22 protein-coding genes are annotated in these 22,525 nt (G+C 71.6%); 16 read left to right on the top strand and 6 right to left on the bottom strand.

The window, feature by feature from the left end:
• Positions 1–36 precede the first annotated feature (36 nt).
• The 3 genes from ACFO8M_RS06255 to ACFO8M_RS06245 are packed head-to-tail and all read left to right on the top strand — an operon-like array spanning position 37 to position 3,854.
• The gene (locus ACFO8M_RS06255) at positions 37–1,902 is read left to right on the top strand and encodes an SCO2524 family protein (RefSeq protein WP_387972061.1); all 1,866 of its coding nucleotides are present in this window, start codon (positions 37–39) and stop codon (positions 1,900–1,902) included.
• Positions 1,903–1,904: 2 nt separating this feature from the next.
• Entirely contained in the window at positions 1,905–2,849 is a 945-nt protein-coding gene (locus ACFO8M_RS06250; protein ID WP_387972058.1) for an SCO2523 family variant P-loop protein, read from the top strand.
• A 9-nt stretch (positions 2,850–2,858) separates the two neighbouring features.
• Positions 2,859–3,854 carry an SCO2522 family protein gene (locus ACFO8M_RS06245; RefSeq protein ID WP_387972055.1) on the top strand — a complete coding sequence of 332 codons (996 nt, stop codon included), beginning with the start codon at positions 2,859–2,861 and terminating at the stop codon, positions 3,852–3,854.
• A 16-nt stretch (positions 3,855–3,870) separates the two neighbouring features.
• Here the strand turns inward: ACFO8M_RS06245 and ACFO8M_RS06240 are convergent, their stop codons facing one another.
• The gene (locus tag ACFO8M_RS06240) at positions 3,871–4,893 is read right to left on the bottom strand and encodes an SCO2521 family protein (RefSeq protein WP_387972052.1); all 1,023 of its coding nucleotides are present in this window, start codon (positions 4,891–4,893) and stop codon (positions 3,871–3,873) included.
• Between the two features lie 32 nt (positions 4,894–4,925).
• Positions 4,926–6,491 carry a VOC family protein gene (locus ACFO8M_RS06235; RefSeq protein WP_387972049.1) on the bottom strand — a complete coding sequence of 522 codons (1,566 nt, stop codon included), beginning with the start codon at positions 6,489–6,491 and terminating at the stop codon, positions 4,926–4,928.
• Between the two features lie 85 nt (positions 6,492–6,576).
• Between ACFO8M_RS06235 and ndk the strand changes: the two genes are divergently transcribed.
• On the top strand, positions 6,577–7,026 hold the full coding sequence (gene ndk / locus ACFO8M_RS06230; protein WP_387972046.1) for a nucleoside-diphosphate kinase: 450 nt from the start codon (positions 6,577–6,579) through the stop codon (positions 7,024–7,026).
• Positions 7,027–7,081: 55 nt separating this feature from the next.
• Here ndk and ACFO8M_RS06225 read toward each other — a convergent pair whose 3' ends face one another.
• A complete protein-coding gene (locus tag ACFO8M_RS06225; RefSeq protein ID WP_387972043.1) occupies positions 7,082–7,708 on the bottom strand; it encodes a nucleotidyltransferase family protein in 627 nt (208 codons plus the stop codon).
• A 55-nt stretch (positions 7,709–7,763) separates the two neighbouring features.
• Positions 7,764–9,338, bottom strand: coding sequence for a PucR family transcriptional regulator (locus ACFO8M_RS06220; RefSeq protein ID WP_387972040.1), 1,575 nt, complete (start codon positions 9,336–9,338; stop codon positions 7,764–7,766).
• Between the two features lie 245 nt (positions 9,339–9,583).
• On the opposite strand from ACFO8M_RS06220, the gene uraD reads away from it, so the two are divergent.
• The 12 genes from uraD (at position 9,584) to ACFO8M_RS06160 (ending at position 20,762) form a co-directional block, all read left to right on the top strand.
• Positions 9,584–10,078 carry a 2-oxo-4-hydroxy-4-carboxy-5-ureidoimidazoline decarboxylase gene (gene uraD, locus ACFO8M_RS06215; RefSeq protein WP_387972037.1) on the top strand — a complete coding sequence of 165 codons (495 nt, stop codon included), beginning with the start codon at positions 9,584–9,586 and terminating at the stop codon, positions 10,076–10,078.
• Positions 10,075–10,404 (top strand): hydroxyisourate hydrolase, encoded by a 330-nt coding sequence (gene uraH, locus ACFO8M_RS06210; protein ID WP_387972034.1) that lies wholly within the window; start codon positions 10,075–10,077, stop codon positions 10,402–10,404. Before uraD ends, uraH begins: the two co-directional genes overlap by 4 nt.
• Positions 10,405–10,406: 2 nt before the next feature.
• The gene (gene pucL / locus ACFO8M_RS06205) at positions 10,407–11,273 is read left to right on the top strand and encodes a factor-independent urate hydroxylase (protein WP_387972031.1); all 867 of its coding nucleotides are present in this window, start codon (positions 10,407–10,409) and stop codon (positions 11,271–11,273) included.
• Positions 11,270–12,172 (top strand): FAD binding domain-containing protein, encoded by a 903-nt coding sequence (locus ACFO8M_RS06200; protein ID WP_387972029.1) that lies wholly within the window; start codon positions 11,270–11,272, stop codon positions 12,170–12,172. The genes pucL and ACFO8M_RS06200 overlap by 4 nt, the downstream gene beginning before the upstream one ends.
• Entirely contained in the window at positions 12,172–12,633 is a 462-nt protein-coding gene (locus ACFO8M_RS06195) for a (2Fe-2S)-binding protein (RefSeq protein WP_387972026.1), read from the top strand. The genes ACFO8M_RS06200 and ACFO8M_RS06195 overlap by 1 nt, the downstream gene beginning before the upstream one ends.
• The gene (locus ACFO8M_RS06190; RefSeq protein WP_387972023.1) at positions 12,630–13,991 is read left to right on the top strand and encodes an 8-oxoguanine deaminase; all 1,362 of its coding nucleotides are present in this window, start codon (positions 12,630–12,632) and stop codon (positions 13,989–13,991) included. The genes ACFO8M_RS06195 and ACFO8M_RS06190 overlap by 4 nt, the downstream gene beginning before the upstream one ends.
• Entirely contained in the window at positions 13,984–16,380 is a 2,397-nt protein-coding gene (locus tag ACFO8M_RS06185; RefSeq protein WP_387972020.1) for a molybdopterin cofactor-binding domain-containing protein, read from the top strand. Before ACFO8M_RS06190 ends, ACFO8M_RS06185 begins: the two co-directional genes overlap by 8 nt.
• Positions 16,377–17,396 (top strand): XdhC family protein, encoded by a 1,020-nt coding sequence (locus ACFO8M_RS06180; RefSeq protein WP_387972017.1) that lies wholly within the window; start codon positions 16,377–16,379, stop codon positions 17,394–17,396. Before ACFO8M_RS06185 ends, ACFO8M_RS06180 begins: the two co-directional genes overlap by 4 nt.
• 61 nt (positions 17,397–17,457) lie before the next feature.
• Positions 17,458–17,850, top strand: coding sequence for an allophanate hydrolase-related protein (locus ACFO8M_RS06175; RefSeq protein ID WP_387972014.1), 393 nt, complete (start codon positions 17,458–17,460; stop codon positions 17,848–17,850).
• 177 nt (positions 17,851–18,027) lie between these two features.
• The gene (gene allB / locus ACFO8M_RS06170) at positions 18,028–19,380 is read left to right on the top strand and encodes an allantoinase AllB (protein WP_387972012.1); all 1,353 of its coding nucleotides are present in this window, start codon (positions 18,028–18,030) and stop codon (positions 19,378–19,380) included.
• A complete protein-coding gene (alc, locus tag ACFO8M_RS06165) occupies positions 19,377–20,393 on the top strand; it encodes an allantoicase (RefSeq protein ID WP_387972010.1) in 1,017 nt (338 codons plus the stop codon). Before allB ends, alc begins: the two co-directional genes overlap by 4 nt.
• A gap of 15 nt (positions 20,394–20,408) precedes the next feature.
• Positions 20,409–20,762 (top strand): tRNA-binding protein, encoded by a 354-nt coding sequence (locus ACFO8M_RS06160; protein WP_387972008.1) that lies wholly within the window; start codon positions 20,409–20,411, stop codon positions 20,760–20,762.
• Positions 20,763–20,774: 12 nt separating this feature from the next.
• Here the strand turns inward: ACFO8M_RS06160 and ACFO8M_RS06155 are convergent, their stop codons facing one another.
• Positions 20,775–21,488 (bottom strand): spermidine synthase, encoded by a 714-nt coding sequence (locus ACFO8M_RS06155; RefSeq protein WP_387972005.1) that lies wholly within the window; start codon positions 21,486–21,488, stop codon positions 20,775–20,777.
• 48 nt (positions 21,489–21,536) lie between these two features.
• Positions 21,537–22,466: a 2-hydroxyacid dehydrogenase gene (locus ACFO8M_RS06150; protein ID WP_387972002.1), complete on the bottom strand. Its 930-nt coding sequence runs from the start codon at positions 22,464–22,466 to the stop codon at positions 21,537–21,539.
• Between the last annotated feature and the right edge of the window lie 59 nt (positions 22,467–22,525).

The following is a 22,525-nucleotide window of genomic DNA, read 5'->3' as shown; positions in this document are numbered from 1 at the left end:
GGCCCTGCGAGCGCTCGGCGGTGGTCCCCAGTGAAGATGCAGCCTCGGCAACAGCTCCTCGACATCTGGAGGGCCCAAGTGGCCTACAGCTGGCGGATTCCCGAGGACGGCGGCAAGCGCAAAGCCTGGCATTGGGGCGGGCGCAACCAGTCCGACGCCGTGGGCGACGCGCAGCAGTTGCTCTGCCTGCTCTACCCCGCACAGGAACTCGTGGAACTGCGCTACGCCGACCCCGACGCGACCAGCGACGCGGTCCTCCAGGCCCTCTCCGGGCTCGGCGACGCCGTCGAGATCCCCATCCGGATCATGCGCCTGGTCAAGGACTACATGGAGCGGCACGTCGACGACGAGGGCGTGCCCGTCTACTCCGGCGGCTCCAGCATGCACCGGGTCGACCGCAGCCAGAAGGCCAGCCCGGAGCAGCGCGCCGTCGACGTCACCGAGGGCTTCGCGCTCGCGATCCCGTTGTGCCTCACCTCCCTGACGTTCCTCGCCGACTTCCAGCCCACGGTCGACCGGATGGGCCGCGCCGACCTCATCAAGGAGCTCGAACACGTCCAGCAGGCCATCCACCGCCGCCTGCTCGGCGCGATCACCGGTCTGCTGCGGTCCTTCGCGGTGGCCACCTTCGACGCCGATGACGAGTTCGGGCGCCAGCTCATCGCCCTCATCAACGTCGACGGCCAGCCTGACCGCAAGATCGTGCGCCGCTTCCGCGAGGCCTCCGAGGAGATCATCGCCACGCTGCGCACGATCACCGTCGGCTCGGGCGGCACCGCGGGCGTCGAGGCCCCCACGAAGCTCTTCGAGATCGGCTGGTCCTGGTCGGTCGTGGAGAAGGCCCCGGACATCCCCGACGTGTCCGACACCTCGACCCAGCGCGCCGGCCGCGCCTTGGACGCCCCGTACCAGTACTTCACCGTGGTCGCCCTCGAAGCCATCCAGACCCTGTTCTCGCCCAGGGTGATGCGGCGCAACCTCCTCACCGAGGAGGAGCAGCGCCTCGCCCAGAACCTTCAAGTGCGCATGGACGTCACCCGTGCCTACTGGGCCATGGTGGCCTCCTTCGGCGGCGGCTCGAAGTGGCCGCTCGAAGACGTTCCCTGGCGCACCACCGACGGTCTCGAGTACGACTACTACACGCTCCTGGTCTGCGCCGTCGCCACCGACACCTTCGGCGCCTCCCGCGGCGGCGACGACGACCTCATCCGCCTTGGCAACGTCCTCATCGAACTCGCCAACCGCGGCCGCATCACCCGCCGCGCCCTCGCCGGCGACCGGGCCGTCGAGACCCACTTCCCCGGCGTGAAGTCCCTGCTGACCGGTATCGAGAAGCTCGACGGCCCGTCCATGGTCTGGAACATGGTCGACTTCGCGCCGCTGCTGCTCAAGCGCCTCTATCACGCCGCGAGTCTTCTGGTGACCATCGAGGCCCGCGCCGAACTCCTCGAAGTGGCCGACCTCGTGTGGGACCACCTGGCGCGCAGGCGCATCCGCGACGGCGCGGCCGCCCGCCTGTGGGACCAGCCGCAGCAGGTCTACGCGGAGCTCCCCAACTGGTTCGAGGACCCGTCCTGGCACTTCACGATCCGCGTGGTCGAAGCCATGGTGCTCGCCGCTCAGTTCGCCACCTCCGAGCCCGCCCGCTCGCGCAGCCTGGAGGACCTGGCGCACGAACTGCTCGTGGAGGCCGAGCACGTCTACGACCAGGAACTCCTGCGCGGCTCCGGGCACGCCGGTCCCGCACTGGCACAGGAGATCCGCTCGGTGGGCCTGACCATCAGCCACGCCAAGGAGGTCGTCGACGAGCGCCCCGGCACCGCGTTCGCGCTCGGCGTCAAGGCCCTCATCGACCTCGACCGGCTCATCGCGGCCGGGCGCGACGCCGAGACCGGAGTGTGACGATGCTGCTGTTCGCGACCTCGGACAAGGGCGGCACGGGACGCTCGGTGTCCTCGTGCAACCTGGCCTACCGCCGGGCCCTCCAGGGCGCCAACGTGTGCTATGTGGATTTCGACTTCGGTTCGCCCACGGCCGGCGCGATCTTCGCCATCGACGACCTCGACCACGGCACCTACGGCAACGGCATCCACGAGTACCTGCAGGACCTCGCCTCCGAGCCCGAGCGGCACTCGGTGTGGTCGGCCACCGACCGGGGCGAGCTCCAGGCCCGGCCCGACGGCGCGGGCGAACTCGTCCTCTGCCCCGGTGACGCCGACGGCTCGGAGTTCCCCGGCGACGACACCACAGTGGACCGCTGCGTGAAGCTCCTCCAAGAGCTCTCGCGCGAATTCGACCTCGTGATCGTGGACCTGAGCGCGGGCCGCTCCCACGCCACCGAGATGGTCATGGCCGCCACCGCCCGCCCCGAGCTCGCGAACCTGCCGTGGCGGTGGATCGTCTACCACCGCTGGACGAAGCAGCACGTGCTCGCCGCCCACTCCCTCGTCTACGGCGAACGCGGCCTCGTCGAGACCAGCAAGGGCCTCGGCGATGACTACCAGCGCAAACTCCTGGCCTCGATCCGCTACGTGCGCACCGCGGTCGTCGACCCCGACGGCGCCGACCTCTCCGGCCTCAAACCCACCCAGGTGCGCTGGCTGCGCAAGATCGACGCCGACCTGCACCAGATGGCCGCGAAGCTCAAGCTGGGCCGCATGAACCTCCTCGGGTCGGTCCCGCTCGACCCCGTGCTGCAGTGGCGCGAGCAGATCATCACCGATGCCGACACCGTCACGCTCGACATCGCCAACCAGGAGACCGTCAAGGCCTTCTCGGAGCTGGCCGTGCGCTCCGCCGAGGAGCTGTTCGTGCCGGGCCTCGAGGCCGTCGCCCGCGGCATTGATTGAGTGGATCGCATGACGTACGAAGAGACCAGCGCGCAGCAGCGGACCGAACGCTTCGGCATGTCGCACCTGTCGATCGAGGTCGGCCACCTTTACGCCGACGACCTGGCCCGGCCCGACACGCTGAAGGCCGAGATGGCGTCCGCGGCGGCCTGGGTCCACGGCACCACCGAGGCCCTCTCGAAACGGCTCGGCGGGCGCCGGCCGCGCGTGAGCACCTGCTACCTCGTGGACGACTACAGCCAGCAGGGCATGCCGCCGCCCGAGGAGCTCATCAGCGTCATCACCGAGGCCGCGGCCGACGCCGGGCTGCGCATCGACTACCTCGCGCGCGAATCCGCCTGCGCCGCAATGGGTCCACTGCCGCTCGCGGGGCTCGTGGCCGACCGGATCGTGTTCGAGCCGCCGCCCGGCGCCAACGGCTCCCGCCCGACCGTGGCCCGCTCGGGCTGGCTGTGCAACGGCGTGCCCAGCCCGAAGCCGAAGGGCATCGCGATGGGCGTGCCCGACCAGTGGCGGCCGCCGAGCCAGAACGCCAAACGCGACCACTCGGTGTTCCTCGACGTCGAACTGTGGAGCGACACCGAGCAGGGCCGGCGCTGGTCCTGCCCGATGCTCGCCGCGGTCTGGCAGTTGCTGCGCCTCGGCGTGCTGCGCGACCAGGGCAAGCGCATCGGCGTGCCCGAAGCGGTCGCGGCCGTCGTGCCCGACGAGCACGGCCACGACCCCGACAGCGCGGCGCGGGCCCGCTTCCCCGAGACGTGGGAGGCGATGCCGCCGATCCTGCAGCTCGAGCCGAAGGCGTACCCCTTCCCGGCCTACCGCACGGTCTCGATCCTCTCGGTGAACTACCTGGAGGTCGAGCACGCGGTGCGGGTCATCTGCGGCTCGGTCCGGCCCGAGGCGAGCGCGATCGAGATCATCCGCAAATCGGCCGAACGGGAGGGCCTGGTCCTCCCCGACGAGCTCGTCGACCGGTTCAGCTACATCTTCCAAGGCCCGCTTTAGGAACCGCTGCGCGCCATCAGCTGCGGTAGAAGCTGCCGGAGCCGCCGCCCTGGCGCTGGCGCTGCTCCAGCATGTCGAGGATCTGCGCGGAGAGGTCGGCCGCGCCGTAGTCGATCTGGGAGCGCACGCGCTCGGTCATCGTCGTCCACTGCCTCGTCAGGCCGGGGCGCCGTTCCAATGCGTCCCACATGAATCCGAGGTCCGGCGAGGTGCGGGCGCCGGCCGCCCACAGGTGCAGGAGGTGGTCGACGACGGGCCGGAGCGTGCGCAGCGTGTGCCGGGAGTCCTCCCCGATCTTCGCGAGCGCGATGCGCGCCGCGACGGCGGTGAGCAGCCAGTCGTGGACGGCGAGGTCCTCGGCGGCGGCCGCGACCCGCTCGGGGTCGACCGGCCCGGTGATCATGCTCAGGCGCCGCCTGTCGTTGCCCGCCAAGCGGAACGCGACGGCCTCACCCGTGGCGGGGTCGGTGACCGCGGCCCAGCGCAGCCGGGTGGAGCCGGTCTTGATCGGCGGGCGCTGGTCGAACATGGGCCGGGCGAGCACGTCGTGGATCGAGTGGCGCGCGACGGCGGCCGTGTCCAGGAGTTTCGCGCGGTCGGCCCGGTTCTCGGCCACGAGGTAGCCCTCGGCGAGGCGGCGGGCGTCGAACTTCCCGATCGTCTCCAGCGTCCCGGGTTTGGCGAGGTAGTACGACCAGGGCATCCGCCGCGGCTGCGGGGAGAGCGACACGGAGGCCCAGGCCGAGCCCTGGAGCAGTTGCCCGCCGGTGAGGACCGCCCGCGAGGCCACCGAGCCGACGGCCCGGAGCGAGCCGTTGCGGTCGTCCTCCTCGGTGTGGTGGCTGTCGGGCTTGGGGCCCAAGGGGAGTCGGCAGTCGACGCCGTGCAGGAGCGTCGGCGACGCCGTGTGCGGGACGGGCCGCGCCCATTGGACGACGGTCTCGCCGACGGCCAGCGACAGGGCCGCGCGGGCCTCCTCGGGCGTGAGCGGGCGCGAATGCGGCAGCAGGGCGGTGTGGATCTCGCCGACGATGAGCATGGGCGTTCGCTCCGTTCACTTGGGCCGGAAGGTCAGTCGCGCTCCCGGTGCTCGGTGATGGCCAGGCCGTGGCCGTCGGGGTCGCGGAAGGCCGCGGCCCGCATCTCGTAGTTCTGGCCGAGCAGCGCGGTGCGCGGCAGGTGCAGGAACTCGACGCCGGCCTCGTTCATCTCCGCGAACGTGGCGTCGATGTCGCCGACCTCGAACGTCAGATGCATGACCCCGGTCTCGCCGGGCGGCGCGTCGGGCCGCTCCCACAGCAGGATCTTGCCGAATCCGGCGTCGAGGATGGCGGCCTCGTCGGTGCGGTCGGCGATGTGGAGTCCCAAAGCGTCCGTGTAGAACTCGACCGAGCGCTGGAGGTCGGCCACGACCAGGGTGGCGGCCACGTCGGTGACGTCGGTGCCGCCCAGCCGCTGCTCGGACAGGAGCAGTTCGGCCAGGTCGCGGGTGAGGCTGGTGCCTTCGCTGGAGGTCCGCTGGCGCGGCGGCGAGGGCGCTTTGAGCCGCGTGGCGGCCTCGGCGATCGGCCCGCGGGGCGGGGACGGGTCCGCGGGGGGCGGCGCGGGCGCGGCGGACTCGGTGGCGCCGCTCCCGGTCGGGCCGCGGGTGCCGCCGATCTGCTCGCTCGGGAGTGAGAACGCCCCGGCGGCAGGAGGAGGATCGTTAGGCAGCGGCGCGGACTCGGCGACGGGCGGACCCGGAGGTTCCGGTTCCTCGTCGACGAGTTCGGCGTCCACCGGTTCGGTGATCGCGGTCCGGGCGGGCGCCTCGGCCCGCATCGGTTCCGGTTCGACCGCAACGGTTTCCACCGGCTCCGACACGACCACGACTTGCGGCTCGGGGGCCCGCATCGGTGCGACCCTGCCCGGTGCCGCCTCCGCCCGCGACGGTTCTGCCGCCTCAGGGCGCTCTGAAGGCTGGAACAGGTCGTCGAGCGAACTCGGGGCCGGTTCCTTCGCGGGGGCCGGCCGCGGCGGGTCGTCCTCCACGATCAGGTCCTCGAGCCGGTGCTGCCCGATCAGCGGCGGGGCCGGGACCGGCTGCGGGAAACGGCGCGCGGAATGCTCCACGGTGATGAACGCGATGCAGCCCGCGAAGCACGAGAACGCGAGTACGGCGATGCCGACGCTCTGCGCGCCGACCGCCATCGAAGCGAAGAAGAACGAGAGGATCAGTAAAGTGATCGCGCCGACCGCGTGGGAGGTGCGCCAGCGCATCCGCCTGTCGCCGTTGAGGGTCGTGCCGATCGCCTCGCCTCCGGCCGAATGGTGCTGCCGGGAGTGGAGGTCTTTGAGCGCGTTCTGGTTGATCGCCCACCAGCGGGCTTCGCGTTGGCGCCGTTGCTGGTCGAGCATGACGCGCTGTTGGCGCAGCTGCTCGGCCGTGGCGCCTCGCCCGACCGGTTGGCGGGCGCCGCGCGGCATCGCCTTGGTGGGGGCGGCCTTGCGGACGCCGCCCGCTTTGGCGCCGCCTTTGGCACCGCCTTTCGCGGTGCCTTTCGCCCCGCCTCTCGCGGCTCCGGCTTTCGCGCCGCCTCTGCTGGGCGCCTTGGAAGACCGTGGGGCCGGTCGCGGTGGTTGGCTGCCTCGGGCCATCGGGGACACCTCATCCACAACTGGGAGAACCGGGTTGCAACGTGAATCGTACGTGGGTGAGGCAACAGACACAACATCGCTTACGATGGCAGCCACAATCCGACTGACAATTTCGAGGAGTCCTGCCGTGGCCGACCAGCGCACGCTCGTCCTGATCAAACCCGACGCCGTCCGTCGCGGGCTCATCGGCGAGGTCCTGTCCCGCCTGGAGCGCAAGGGGCTGCGCGTCGAGGAGCTGCGGCTGCGGACGATGGACGCGGCGCTCTCCGACGCGCACTACGCCGAGCACGTGGGCCGCGAGTACTACGCGGGCCTGAAGTCGTTCATGACGTCCGGTCCGCTGGTGAGCCTGGTGGTCTCGGGCGACGAGGCGATCCCGGTGGTGCGCAAGCTCGCGGGGGCCACTGACGGGCGCAAGGCCGAGCCGGGCACGATCCGCGGGGACTTCTCGGTGTCGAACCAGCAGAACCTCATCCACGCCTCGGACTCCGAGGAGTCGGCGAAGCGCGAGATCGACCTCTGGTTCGCGGCTTAGACCTGGTAGCGCACCGCTGACGACGCTGGCAGCGGTGCGGGTCCTTGACGCGGGGTCAGCTGCGGCCCACCAGCTTCGGCGGTGATGACTGCGGGTTGATCCTCGGCAGCCGCGTGAGCGCCTCAAGGTCTGCCGGGGTGTCGACGTCGACCGGGTCGCCCGGGCATTCGACCTCGCGCACGAGGGCGGCGTTGGCGGCGAGGAAGTCGCGTGCCCCTCGGTCGCCCACGGCCCCGGCGGCGATCGCGTCGAGGTGCTCGCGCGCGAAGTACATCGGGTGCCCGCGGCGCCCCGCGTAGACGGCGACGGCGATCGCGGCGCCCTCTTCCGCGGCGGCGATGATGCGCCGGACCGCTTCGGGGGCGATGCGCGGCTGGTCCACGAGGGTCACGACGACTCCGTCGTACCGTTCCGGGACCGCCGCGAGCCCGGCTTTGAGCGAGGTCGACAGCCCTTGCCCCCAGCGCCGGTTGAGCACGGGCGTGAACGCTTCCGTGGCGGCGGCAAGCGCCTGCTCGGCCCCGGCGCCGAGCACGGCGAGGACCTGGCGGCACCCGCCGGTGTGCAAGGTCGCGACGGCGCGGTCGAGCAGGCTGCGCCCGTCGAATTCGATCAGGGCCTTCGGCCGGCCGAAGCGCGTGCCTCCGCCTGCGGCGAGTACCAGCCCTGCGGTGTTCTTCATATCTTGTCCCCCCTTCGATGATCCCGCCTTCGTGGCGGGACCGCGTTCATTCGGCTCAGCCGAGGCTCACGGCCAGGGCGAGGTCCATCCGGTCGAGGGGGTTGCGCAGGTCGCGGCCGGTGAGTTCTTCGACGCGGCGCATGCGGTACCTGACGGTGTTGACGTGCAGGTGCAGGCTCGCGGCGCATTGGCGCCAGGAGCCGTCGCATTCGAGGAAGCGCCGGAGGGTCGCCACGAGGTCGGAGCGGTGGTGGGCGTCGTATTCGAGCAGGGGGTCGAGCACGCGGGTGCGGAACGCCTTGCTGACGTCGGGCGGGACGGCGGCCAGGAGCATCCGGTGGGAGACGAGGTGGTCGGGTTCGGCGACGTCGACGCCGCCGGGGCGCGGCTGCGCGAGCGCGGTGGTGTGCCGGGCCTGTTCGAGTGCGCCGCAGAGGCCTTCGGGGGCGCGGACGGGGTCGGCGAGGCCGACGCTGACGGCGCCGTTCACCCCGATTCCGGCCGCGCTGAGCACCGTGGCGCAGTGCCGCGACCACTCCAGGAGCCGGCCCCGTTCCTCGGCGGAACCGGCGGGGCCTGCGAGCACGGCGATGGTCTCGTCCCCGTGGCTGGCCCAGGCGGCGGCGGGCGGCTCGAGCGGATCGCCCTCGAGGTTGTCAGCTGACGGCTCGGGGTCTTCCTCGAGACTGCCGGTCGCGACGTGCAGCATCTCGGCGACCATGACTTCGCGCAGCGCCGCGGGTTCCCCGACGGCCGCGATGACGGTGACGCCGCCGCCCACCGGCAGGCCGGCCGAGCGCATCAGGTGCTCGTCGATGCGGCCTTCCTTCAACGCGGTCACGAGCTCGACGTGGGGAGCGGGCCGGACCGCCGGGTCGTCGAGTTCGAGCATGAGCAGGGCCGCGAGCTGCTCGGCGACGAGGCGCCGCTCGGGCGCCCAGCGCGTGTGGTCGTCATCGATGACCAGGAATCGTCCGGTGTGGAGCGTCGAGCCGATGCCGAACACCGAGTGGCAGCGGTGCCGGTCGAGCGTGACCTTCTGCGGGAGCCGCTCGGCCGCGTGAGCGCGGGCCACGACCGTGGCCCGGTCGATCTCGCTCAACTCGAGCCCGCCGCGCAGCGGCCGCCCGGTCGGCGAGAGCACCAGGCACTCCATGCCCAGCTCGTTGCGGATGAGTTCGAGGATCTGCCCGATCCCGTCGGCCGCGATCAGCCGTCGGTGCCGGTCGAGCAGCGAAGCGAGGTCGCTCGAGCGCCCCACCGAGAGCCGCTGCACGATCCGCTCGGTGATCTCCGCGAACGCCACCGCGGCGTCGACGGCGAACAGCGGCAGGTCGTGGCGGGCGCACGCGTCCACCAGATCGTCCGGGACGGCGTGGAACTCGGGGTGGTCGCCCGCGCCGAGCGCCGTGACCCCGGCCGCGATCAGGTTGCGCACGAACGTGTCCGAGTCGGTCTCGGCGCGGCGCCACATCAAACCGGTGAGGACCAGCTCGCCGCCGGAGAGGTACCGGCGGGGGTCGTGCATGTCCGTGGGCACGACCCAGCGGATCTCGCGGTCGAGGTGGTGCCGCCCGGAGACCAGGGTCAGGCCCAGCTCGGGCATCTGCAGCAGTGAACGGAGTCGCATGGTGTTGGCCCCCTGGGGTCCGGCCTGATCAGGCGCGTCGGGACGCGGTAGGCAAGTCCACCATAGCGCCGCTCAGCTGGAGTCTTTAGACGATCCTCCAGCATTTAACGGCGGGGAAACCAAGGTTTCATAGCCGACGACAATGGTCGCTGCCTCGGGTTTCGGCTTCACTTACCCAGCACGGCGATGTTCGTGCGACGGTGAGGGTGACGAGCCGTCGATGGAGAGTGGACCAGGAGGCGCCGATGTGGACGCTCGGAGCGTTCAACACCGCTGACGCGGAGGACGCGGTGGAGGTGCTCACCGCCTGCTGCGCGTCGCGGGCGTGGGCCGAGAAGCTCGCGTCGGGCCGCCCGTACGGGTCGGTGGCCGCATTGCGGGCCGCCGCTCTGGCGGGGTTCGACGAGCTGGACGACGCGGAGATCGCCGTCGCGCACGCCGCGCACCCGCCCATCGGCAGGCCGAAACCGGCCGGCGAGGACCAGTGGTCGCGGGGCGAGCAGTCCCGGGCGCTGGCCGCGGACGCGGCGGTGCGGGCCGAGATCGCGGACGTGAACGCGGCGTATGAGCGCCGGTTCGGGCGGGTGTTCCTCATCTGCGCGACGGGCCTGACCGGGGAGGAGATCCTCGCTGAGGCCAAGCGCCGCTTGGGAAGCGACGACATGACCGAGCAGCGTGAGTCGGTCGCCGAACTGCGCAAGATCGTGGCGTTGCGCCTGGAGAAGGCGGTGCGCCCGTGACCGCCTCGTGCACCGTGTCCTCCCATGTCCTGTACGCCGTGGAGGGCCGACCCGCCGAAGGCGTCCGGATCACCCTGTTCAAGTGGGAAGGCGACGGCTTCACCGCGGTCGCCTCGGCCCTGACCGACGCGGACGGCCGCGTCTCGGGCTGGGAGACCGGACCGGGCCCGCACAAGCTGCGGTTCGACACCGGCGAATGGTTCGCAGGCATCGACGTCGCCACGTTCTACCCGGAGGTCGAGATCAGCTTCACCGCCGCCGAGGGCCACAGCCACGTGCCGCTGCTGCTGAGCCCCTTCGCCTACTCCACGTACCGAGGTAGCTAGCCATGCCGACCCCCGAATTCACGTTGGGCCCCAACAACTACGGCAAGTCCGGCGTACGCCTGGTGCGCGTCGGGCGCGAATCCTCGCGCCATGACCTGCGGGACCTGACCGTGCACACCGCGCTTTCGGGCGACCTCGACGCCACCCACTACACCGGCGACAACGCGGGCGTGCTGCCCACGGACACGCAGAAGAACACGGTGTACGCGTTCGCGCGGGAGGGCGTCGGCGCGATCGAGGTGTTCGCCGAGCGCCTGGCCCGGCATTTCGTGGACGCGACCCCGTCGATCACCTCCGCGCGCGTCCAGATCGAGGAGCACGCGTGGACGCGCGTCGGCGACCACTCCTTCACCAGGGGCGAAGGCGGCGAGCTGCGCACGACCGAGGTCGTCTACGGCGGCGGGGCCGTACGGACCGCCGCGGGCGTGCGGGACCTGCTGCTGCTCAACACCACCGACTCGGAGTTCAGCGGCTTCCTCGTCGACGAGTACACGACCCTGCCCGAGACCGACGACCGCGTCCTGGCGACCGCGGTGACCGCCACCTGGGATTACGCCGCAGAAGCACCCGACGGCGCCGTCTACGACAGCGCCTTCTACGACCACGCGTTCACCAGGGCGCGCGGGGCCCTGCTCGCGGCCTTCGCGGACACCTACTCGCTCTCGCTGCAACAGACCCTCTACGCCGTCGGCGAGCGCATACTGAAGACGATCCCCGAGGTCCGAGAGGTGCGCCTGTCGCTGCCGAACCGGCACCACTACCTGTTCGACCTCGGCCGGTTCGGTCTCGACAACCCCGGCGTGGTCTTCCAGGCCGGGGACCTGCCCTACGGGCTGATCGAGGGCACGGTCCGAAGGGAGGCGGCATGACAGCGTCCTTCACTGCAGCGTCCGGCACCGCTCCCGTCCGCGCGGACTTCGACTTCCACCGGCCCGCCGACCTGGACGAGGCCCTGCGGCTGCTCGCCGCGCACATCGAGGCCGTCCCGCTGGCGGGCGGCACCGACCTCATGGTCGCGGTCAACTACCGCCACACCCGGCCGGCGGCGATGCTCGACCTCACCGGGCTCGCCGAGCTGCGCGAATGGACCGACGAAGGCGACGCGGTCCGCATCGGCTCCGGCGTCCCCTACGCCCGGATCGTGGCCGAACTCGCCACCGTCCTGCCGGGCCTCGCGGCCGCCTCGCGGACCGTCGGCTCGCCGCAGATCCGCAACCGCGGCACGCTCGGCGGCAACCTCGCCACCGCGTCCCCGGCGGGCGACGGCCACCCGCCGCTGCTGGCGACGGGCGCGGCCATCGAGATCGCCTCGGCCGCAGGCAGGCGCACCGTGCCGGTCGCCGCGTTCTTCACCGGCCCCAAACGCAGCGTTCTCGAACCCGGCGAGCTGATCACGGCCGTCACGGTGCCCAAAGCTGCCGGGCCGCAGCAGTTCCTGAAAGTGGGGACGCGCAACGCCATGGTGATCGCGGTCTGCTCGCTCGCGGTCGCCCTCGACCTGGACCAACGGCGCCTCGGCACCGGGATCGGCTCGGCCGGACCCACGCCGCTCACCGCGCCCGAAGCCGACCGGATCGAACTGCCCTGGTCGCGGCCGGGCCTGTTCAACGACGCGCTCGCCGAGGAGTTCGGCCGCCGCGTCGCCGCCGCGGCCCGACCCATCGACGACGTCCGCGGCACCGCCGCCTACCGGCGCCACGCCCTGGCGGTGTGCGCCGCCCGCGCCCTGCGCCGGGTGTGGACCGCCGCCCATGAAAGGAGCAGCTGATGCGAGTGACCATGCGGATCGACGGCGCGGCCGCCGCGGCCGACATCGACCGGCCCGGCGAGAGCCTGCTCACCACCTTGCGCGACCGGCTCGGCATGACCGGCTCCAAGAACGCCTGTGAGCAGGGCGAATGCGGATCGTGCACGGTGCTGCTCGACGGCGACCCGGTGTGCTCCTGCCTGGTGGCCACCGCGCAATGCGAAGGCCGCGAAGTGAAGACCGTGGTCGGCGCGGTGCCCCGGCCGGTGCGCGACGCCTTCGTCTCGTGCGGGGCCGTGCAATGCGGGTTCTGCACCCCCGGGCTCCTCGTGTCGGTCGCCGACCTGCTCGACCGCGAGGCCGCTCCGAGCGACTCCCAGATCCGCGAGGCGCTGGCGGGGAACCTGTGCCGGTGCACGGGCTACGAGAAGATCATCGACGCGGTGCACGTCGCGGCCGAAGCGATGGGGGACATGCGATGAGCGCCTTGGTGATCGAGAACGCCGCGGTGGCCGCGGTCGACGCCGCCGGCACCGAGCACCGCCTTGGGCACGTCCTCGTCCAGAACGGCGTCATCACCGCCGTCGGCGCGGGCCCGGCCCCGCACATCGAAGGGGCCCAGCGCATCGACGGGTCGGGCTGCCTGGCCACGCCCGGCCTCGTGAACACCCACCACCACCTCTACCAGTGGGCGACCAGGGGTTACGCGACCGACCACACGCTCTTCGAGTGGCTCGTGGACCTCTACCCGGTGTGGGCGCGCATCGGCCCGCAGCACGTCGCGGCCTCGAACGCCGCCGGTCTCGCGTGGCTCGCCCTCTCCGGGTGCACCACCGCCGCCGACCACCACTACGTCTACCCCTCCGGCCACGCCGCCGACCTCATCGAGGTCCAGGTCGCGGCCGCCACCCGGATCGGGGTGCGCCTGCACCTGGCCCGCGGGTCGATGGACCGCGGCGTGAGCGACGGCGGCCTGCCGCCCGACCACATCGTCGAGGACATCGACGCCGCGCTCACCGCCACCGCCGACGCGATCGACCGCCACCACGACCCCGCCCCCGACTCGATGCTGCGCATCGCGGTCGCCCCCTGTTCGCCGTTCTCGGTCTCCACCGACCTGCTGCGCGAATCCGCGGCCCTCGCCCGCGACAAGCACGTCCGCCTCCACACCCACCTGTGCGAGACCCTCGACGAAGCCGAGTTCTGCGAGCGCGTCCACGGCTGCGACCCGGTCGAGTACATGGACAAGGTCGGCTGGATCGCCGACGACGTGTGGCTCGCCCACGCCGTGCATCTCTCGCCCGACGCCCAGCGCCGCCTCGGCGCGGCCGGCACCGGCGTCGCCCACTGCCCGTCCTCCAACGCCCGCTTGGGCACCGGCCTCGCCGACGTCCCCGCCATGCTCGACGCCGGCATTCCCGTCGGCCTCGGCGTCGACGGCGCCGCCAGTCAGGAGGCCGGGCACCTCGGCGAGGAACTGCGCCAAGCCCTGTACACCGCAAGGCAACTCAAGGGACCGCACGCCATGGACGCCCGCACTGCCCTGCGTCTCGGCACGATCGGCGGCGCCCGCGTCCTCGGACGCGACGCCGAGATCGGCTCGCTCGAAGTCGGCAAGCAGGCCGACATCGCCTTGTGGGACCTCACCGGACTCGGCCACGCCGGCATCGCCGATCCCGTTGCGGCCCTGGTACTCGGGCCGCCCGCGCCGCTGCGGCTCCTCACCGTCGCCGGGAACCCGGTGGTCGAACGCGGCGAACTGCGCACCGCCGACACCGCGACGCTCGCCGCCGACCTCGCCACCGCCAGCGCGAACCTCAGGGAGGCCGGGAATGTCTGACCACGCCGCACCCCGCAGCGCCGCCCTCCATGGCGCTGTCCCCAACCACGCCACCGCCGCCCGTGACCGCGCCGAGGCCGCACCGGTCGCCGTGGCCCCCGAGTTTCCGACCCCGCTGCGCAGGGCAGCCGGCGGGGTCGGAACCCCAACCACACCTCACGCGACCATCACCGCCCCCGACCGGCCCGCGTCCCGGACTGGGCCGGCCGGGACCGTGGGGCAGTCGCCGATCCGTCCTGACGCCGAAGCGAAGGTCAACGGCGCGTTCGACTACGCCTCCGACCTCAGCTTCGACCGGATGCTGTGGGGCCACACCCTCCGCAGCCCCCACCCCCGGGCCCGCATCCGCTCCATCGACACCGTCCCCGCGATGGCCCTCCCCGGGGTCGCGGCCGTCCTCACCGCCGCCGACGTCCCCGGGAAGCTCCACTACGGACTCATCGAGGCCGACCAGCCCGTGCTCGCCGCCGACGACGTGAACTACCAGGGCGAGCCGGTCGCGATCATCGCCGCCGAGACCCTCGACCTCGCCCGCCGCGCCGCCGAACTGATCGCCGTCGACTACGAGCAGCTCGAACCCCGCTGCGACCCTGAGGAAGCCGTCGAGAACGGGAACTACTTCCGGTACCAGCCGGTGCGCCTGGGCGATCCCGACGCGCAGGCTCCGGCCGCGGTGGTCGTCCGCGAATACGTGGTCGGCATGCAGGACCAGGCGCCGCTCGGCCCCGAATCCGGTGCGGCCCTGCCCACGGGCGACGGCGGCGTCGAACTGCACGTCGCCACCCAGTGGGTGCACTCCGACCTCGAGCAGCTCGCGCCGTGCCTCGGCCTGGAGCCGGAGCGGATCCACATGGTGATCGCGGGGATCGGCGGCGCTTTCGGTGCCCGCGAAGACCTCTCGGTGCAGGCCCACATGGCGATGCTCGCGCTCGCGACCGGTCGGCCGGTGAAGATGATGTACGACCGCGCCGAGTCCTTCGTCGGCCACGTCCACCGCCACCCGGCCCGGATGCGCTACGAGCACGCCGCCGACGCGGACGGGAGACTGCTGTACGTCAAGGCCCGCATCGTCCTCGACGGCGGCGCCTACGCCTCCACCACCGAGGCCGTGGTCGGCAACGCCGCCTCACTCGCGGTGGGGCCCTACGAGGTCGAGAACGTGGTCATCGACGCGTGGGGCGCGCGCACCAACAACCCGCCGTGCGGGGCGATGCGCGGCTTCGGCGGCGTCCAGACCTGCTTCGCCTACGAGTCCCAAATGGACGCCCTCGCTGAGGCGCTCGGCATCACGCCCGTGGAGATCCGCCGCCGCAACGCGGTCGCCCAGGGCTCCAAGCTCATCACCGGGCAGATCGTCGACGCGTACGACCCCGAACGGGCCGACTCCGGCCGGCCGTTCTCGCCGCTCGCCGACATGCTCGGCCGCTTCAAGGACATCCCCGTACCGCCCGTCCCCGCCGGGCGCGACATCGTCGACCTGCCCGGCGGCGTCGGCAACACCACGCACGGCGAAGGCGTGCGCCGCGGCGTCGGCTACGGCGTCGGCCTCAAGAACGTCTGCTACTCCGAAGGCTTCGACGACTACTCGACCGCCCGCATCCGCCTCGAACTCGTCGACGGCGAGCCCGTCGCGTTCGTCCACACCGCCGCCGCCGAGGTCGGGCAGGGGCACTGGACCCTCCAGACCCAGATCGTCCGCACCGAACTCGGCATCGACCGCGTCGAACTGCTCCCCAACGACACGAAGGTCGGCTCCGCCGGATCCTCCTCGGCCTCCCGCCAGTCCTACATGACCGGCGGCGCCGTCAAAGCCGCCGCCGAGGCCGTCCGCGCGCTGTGGGCCGACCACGACCTCGCCGACGGGCCCCTCGAAGCCACCCGGGTCTTCCGCCACCGCGCCACCAAACCCATGGACGCCGTTACGGGCCAAGGCGAATCCCACGTCCAACTCGCGCTGTGCGTCCACCGCGCCACCGTCGACGTCGACGTGGAACTCGGCCTCGTCAAGGTCGTGGACCTCACCTGCGTCCAGGACGTCGGCAAGATCATGAACCCCGTCGCCCTCGAAGGCCAGATCCACGGCGGCTCCGCGCAAGGCCTCGGCCTCGCCGTCATGGAAGAGATGATCATCGCGGAAGGCCGCGTCAAGAACGCCTCCTTCACCGACTACCTCATCCCCACCATCCTCGACATGCCCTCGATGCGCCTGCGCATCGTCGAGAACGCCGACCCCGAAGCGCCCTACGGGCTCCGGGGCGCCGGCGAACCGCCCACGCTCTCCTCCACACCCGCGATCGTCGCCGCGATCCGCGACGCCACGGGCCTCGCACTCACACAGATCCCGGTCAGGCCCGAACACCTGACCAGCCACTTCGGGAGGCAGCCATGAGGGACATCGCAACGACACTGCGCGCCTGGATGGACGCCGGGAAACCCTTCGCCCTGGCCTCGGTCGTCGGCACCGAAGGGTCCTCGCCCCGCCCGCTCGGCACCGCGCTCGCCGTCGACGGCGACGGCACGGCCGTGGGCGGCGTCTCGGGCGGCTGCGTCGAAGCCGCCGTCTACACCCGCTGCCTCGAGATCCTCGAAACCGGCACGGCCCAGACCGAATCCTTCGGCTCCACCGAGGAAGAGCAGTTCTACCTGGGCATCACCTGCGGCGGCTCCATGGACGTGCTCACCGTCCGCGTCGAACCGGACGACACCGCCATCGCCGCCGCCCTCGACGCGATCCTCGCGGGCGAACCCGTCTCCCTCGTCCGCGCCGTCGAAGGCCCCGACCTCGGCGCCGCGGTCGCCATCAGCGCCAACGGCTTCGCCGGCCACCTCGAACTCGGCGCGATCGACCTCCCGGCCACCTCAGGGCGCGTCGGCCGATTCGCCGTCGAGGCCTACACGCCGCCACCCGACCTCTTCATCTACGGCGCCATCGACTTCGCCGCCCCGATCGTGCGAATCGCCAAGACCGTCGGATTCCGAGTCACCGTCTGCGACGCGCGACCCGTGTTCGCCACGGAGATCCGCTTCCCCGAAGCCGACGCGGTCATCGTGGACTGGCCCCACCGCCACTTCGACAAGACCAAGATCGAGCCCACCACGGCCGTCGTCGTCCTCACCCACGACGAGAAGTTCGACCTCCCTCTCCTCGAACGCGCCCTCACCTCCGACGCCGGGTACATCGGCGCCCTCGGCTCCCGGGCGACCCACCGCGACCGCCTCGAACGACTCCGCGAAGCCGGCCTGGGGGAGGAGGCGCTCACACGACTCCGCTCACCCATCGGCCTCGACCTCAACGGCCGCACCGCCGACGAGACCGCCCTGTCGATCGTCGCCGAGATCGTCGCCGTCCGCAACGACGCCCGAGCCGGCTTCCTCACCGAAGCCCAAGGCCCCATCCACCACTGAGCGCCGCACCAGCACCAGGCAGTATCGGCACCGGCATCACCGAACACCGAAGGAGTCACCGATGGTCCACATGTTCCTCAACGGAGGAGGCATGAAAGGCGGCAACCTCCACCACCTCATCGGCGGCGCCCCCTTCGTCGGCCCCGCCACGACACTCCCGATCTACCGCCTCCACTCGGTCGGCGACGACCACCCCGCCCTCCAACCCGCCCCCGAAGGCGAAGGCGCGGCCATCGAAGGCGAGCTCTACGACATCGACCTCACCGTCCTGCGCACCTCCCTCCTGCCGGCCGAACCGGCCGACCTCGAACTCGGCGTCGTCGGCATGGCCGACGGCACCGAAGCCCTCGGCATGCGCCTGCGAGACGACTTCGCCGACCTGCCCGAACTCATCGACATCACCGCCCACGGCTCCTGGCGCGCCTACCGCGCCGCGACAACCGAGGCCTCATGACCCCTCCGCGCTCCTCCTCTCCATGGAACCGCGGCCAGCAAGGCGCCCGCCGCGGCCCGCCCGCCGAGCCCATCGACGCTCCAGCGCCGCACCGGAACCGCCCGGCCCCGGCACTGACCACACCATCCGCCGCACCTCCACTTCCGTGTCGTAATTGAGCGAGCACCTGGAGTCACCATGATGACCGACCCCTACGACATTTCCGCTCCCGTCATCTACGACCTGGTGCTCCGCTCCCGCCGCACCGTCCTCCCCGACGGGACGCGACCCGCCGCCGTGGCCATCGCCGGCGAACGCATCGCCGTCATCGGCGACTACGACGAACCCGTCCCCGCCCACCGCACCGAAGACCTCCACGACCTCGCCCTCCTCCCCGGCCTCGTCGACACCCACGTCCACGTCAACGAACCCGGCCGCACCGAATGGGAAGGCTTCGCCACCGCCACCCGCGCAGCCGCCGCAGGCGGCGTCACCACCATCGTCGACATGCCCCTCAACAGCCTCCCGCCCACCGTCGACACCGCCGCGCTGGCCGCCAAACGCGCCGCCGCCGAAGGCAGGACCTGGGTCGACACGGGCTTCTGGGGCGGCGCCATCCCCGGCAACGACGCCGACCTCAAGGGCCTCCACGACTCGGGCGTGTTCGGTTTCAAATGCTTCACGGCCCCTTCGGGAGTCGACGAGTTCCCGCCACTCGACGCCGCCGGGCTGCACCGCGCCTGCGCCACCGTCGCCGCCCTCGACAGCCTGCTCATCGTCCACGCCGAAGACCCCGCCCACCTGCACGAGACCGACACCGCCGCCGACTTCGCGACCTTCCTCGGCACCCGGCCCGCCGAGGCCGAGACCAGCGCGATCCGCGAGGTCATCGCCGCAGCCAAGGCCACCGGCGCGCGCGTCCACATCCTCCACCTCGCCGCCGCCGAAGCCCTCGCGGAAATCTACGACGCGTGGCTCGACGGCGTGAAGATCACCGTGGAGACCTGCCCGCACTACCTCACCCTCGCGGCCGAGCGGATCGCCGACGGCGCGACCGCGTTCAAATGCTGCCCGCCGATCCGCGGCGAGGCCAACCGCGAAGCGTTGTGGGCCGGGCTGATCGACGGCCAGATCGACATCGTCGTCTCCGACCACTCGCCGAGCCCGCCGAGCATGAAGACCGGCGACTTCGCCACCGCCTGGGGCGGCATCGCGTCGATCCAGCTGGGCCTGCCGGTGATGTGGACCGAGGCGCGCCGCCGCGGCTGGGCGCTGAGCGACATCGTCCGCTGGATGTGCGCCGGCCCGGCCGACCTCGTGGGCCTGCACCGCAAGGGCCGCATCACGGCCGGAGCCGACGCCGACCTCGTAGTCTTCGACCCGGAACGGGAATGGACCGTGCGCGCCGAGGACCTCCTCCACCGCCACCCCGTCACCCCGTACGACGGCCAGGCGCTCACCGGCCAGGTCGTCTCGACCTGGCTTCGCGGCAAGCGCATCGACACCGAAGCCGCCCCGCGGGGCCGCCAACTGCGAAGGAGCCCCCGATGACGACCACGGTCCGAACCTCCGAACCGAGCCCTGACTTCACGGCCGACCCCGATCTCGCCGCCCGCGCGCTCGGCGGGTCCGTCCTCGCCGCCAACGACGAGTCCTTCGCCGAGAAGGAGAGCCTCATCCGGCCCTACCCGGTCGTCCACCAAACGCACACGTTCGGCCACAAGGGACAGCTCTACGACGGCTGGGAGACCCGCCGCCGCCGCGACGAAGGCCACGACTGGGCGATCGTGCGCCTCGGCGTCCCCGGCATGATCAGCGGCATCGTCGTCGACACCGCCTACTTCACCGGCAACTACCCGCCCCGGATCTCCGTCGAGGCCTGCCGCATCGACGGACACCCCTCACTCGACGAACTCGTCGAAGCCGACTGGCACCCGATCGTCCCCGTCGCGGAGGCCAAGGGCGACAGCGTGAACGAATACGCCGTCACCGACACCCGGCGCTTCACCCACGTGCGCATCAACATGCACCCCGACGGCGGCATCGCCCGCCTCCGCGTCCACGGCACCCCCGTCCCCGACCCGGCCGCGTTCGCCGACCTGCCCCTCGACCTCGCCGCGCTCGTCAACGGCGCGGCGATCACCGGCGCCTCGAACGCCTTCTACTCCAACCCGATCGGCGTCATCATGCCCGGCCTGCCCGCGAGCCAGGCGGACGGCTGGGAGACCGCCCGCCGCCGCGAACCCGGCCACGAATGGCTCGACGCGCGCCTCGCCGGGCGCGGCGTCGTCCGCGTCGTCGAACTCGACACGACCCACCTCAAGCACAACGCCCCCGGCTGGGCCTCGATCGAAGCCCACGATGGCGACAGCGCGTTCGAACTCCTGCCGCGCACCACACTGCAACCGGACACGCCGCACCGCTTCGTCCTCGCGAACGATCGCCCCGCGACCGCCGTGCGGCTCAACATCTTTCCCGACGGCGGCATGGCCCGGCTCCGCCTCTACGGCCGCCTCACCGAAGAGGCCCTGGCCCAAATGCGGGAGCGGTTCGCGCAGCCGTAGCGCTATCCTGCCGAGATGGCCGAACCGACAGCTGCGACCAGCTCCGCCGACGACTTCTTCCGCACCGAGATCCGCGCCGGGCGCGTCATGAAATCGGAGGCGAACGAGAAGGCCCGCGTCCCCGCGTACAAACTGTGGATCGACTTCGGCGACCACGGCGTCAAGCAGTCGAGCGCGCAGATCACCGCCCGCTACAGCGCCGAAGAACTGGTGGGGCGCATGGTGGTCGCCGTGACCAACTTCCCGCCGCGCCGCATCGCGGGCTTCAAATCCGAAGTGCTGGTACTCGGCGTCCCCGTCGAGGGAACGGACGAAGTGGTGCTGCTCGCCCCCGACGCCGACGTCCCGCTCGGCGCGCGGATCTCCTGACGGCCTCGACCGCTAGGAGCGGATCGCCGTGTACACGGTGTTGGAGGAACGCCCACCCGTGTACGGGTTGTCGAACCAGACCCGCTTCGCCTTGACACCGGTGAACACGTCCATCAAGACGGTCATGAACTCGGGCTCCGGCGGGTCGTCCGACCAGATCGCGAAGACGCCCTCCGGCTTGAGATGCGCCGACATCGCCCGCAGGCCCTCCGCGGTGTAGAAGACGGCGTGCGGCGAGTGCAGGACGCGACTGGGCGAATGGTCGATGTCGAGCAGGATGGCGTCGAAGGTCCGGCCGGGCCGCTCCGGGTCGAAGCCCTCCTCGCTCATCGCGGCGGCGAAGAAGTCCGCGCACACCAGGCTCACCCGCTCATCGGCCGCCAGGCCCACCGTGTCGGGCAGGAGATCCCGCTCGTGCCAGTCGATGACCGCCTCCGAGTACTCGATCACCGTCAAGTCGCGCACCCGCGAATCCTCAAGGGCCGCAAGAGCGGTGTACCCCAGGCCGAGGCCCCCGACGATCACGTCGAGGTCCTCGCCGACCACCCGTTCGAGCCCGAGGTGCGCGAGCTCCCGCTCCGCCACGGTGAACAGGCTCGACATGAGGAAGTCCTCGTCGAGCTTGACCTCGTACACCTCGGCCCGCACCTCAGGGTCGTACCGGCGCCGCAGACTGATCTCGCCCATCGGCGACTGGCGCCAGCCCAATTCCTCGAATCGCGTCATCACCGCACCATCGAACCATCAAAGGTCCAGCTTGCGGCGCTCGCACCGCTAATAGCCGTTCTCTACCACGTTCAGGAGCGGCTCGCCCGCGGTGAAGCGGCGGATCTGATCGCCCACCCGCGGGTAGACGCGTTCGATGAAACCCAGGACCGCGCCGCCCACATGCGGCGTCACGATCGCACCCTCCAAGCCCCACAACTCGTGGTCAGCGGGGAGAGGCTCGGGCTCGGTCACGTCCAGGGCACACCGCAAACGCCCCGACGCGACCTCCGCGGTGAGCGCGGCGGTGTCGACGATCTTGCCGCGAGCCGCGTTCACCAGCAGCGCTCCGTCACGCATCCGCGCCAGGAACGCCGCGTCCACCAGGCCCTCGGTCTCGGGAGTCAGCGGCACCATGATCACCACAACCTCGGCCCGCGGCAGCACCTCGGGCAGGTCCGCGAGCGTTCCGACGCCGGGCCGCGCGGTGCGCGCGAACAGGTGGACCTCCATGCCTGAGGCCTCGAACCGGCGCGCGACCGCTTCACCGATGGAACCGGCGCCGACGATGACCGCGGTCCTCCCCGACAGCGTCGTGCCCCAGGAGACCTCCCACTTGCCTTCGACCTGGTTGCGGGCGAAGACGTCGAAGCGGCGCGCTGAGGCGAGAGCGGCGGCCATGACCCATTCGGCGGTGACCTCGGTGTGCGCGCCGCGGTTGTTGCACAGCACCGCACCGTCGGGAACCATCGGCACCCAGTGCTCGACGCCGGCGCTGAGCAGCTGCACGACCTTGAGCTTCGGCATGTCCCGCAACGCGGGCAGCGCGGAGTAGGACATCCCGGGAAGGGTGGCCTTGGGGGCGGCCGGGGGCACCAGGAATTCGACGTCGGACGGGTCGGACGGGTAGTCGCCGCCGTCGTACACCTCGACGTTGACGCCTTCGGGGACCGGGCCGAGCTGGTCGAGACCGGCCTCGTGGGGGATCCATGCTTTCATGCGGCCATCGTAGGGACCGCGCACCGCGGTGCGGCGGAGGCGACCGGAAGACGAGAACC

The sequence above is a fragment of the Glycomyces rhizosphaerae genome, assembly GCF_042647865.1.
GTDB lineage: Bacteria > Actinomycetota > Actinomycetes > Mycobacteriales > Micromonosporaceae > Glycomyces > Glycomyces rhizosphaerae.
The sequence above is the reverse complement of the archived record's forward strand: the minus strand, read 5'-3'. Positions and strand labels throughout refer to the sequence as shown.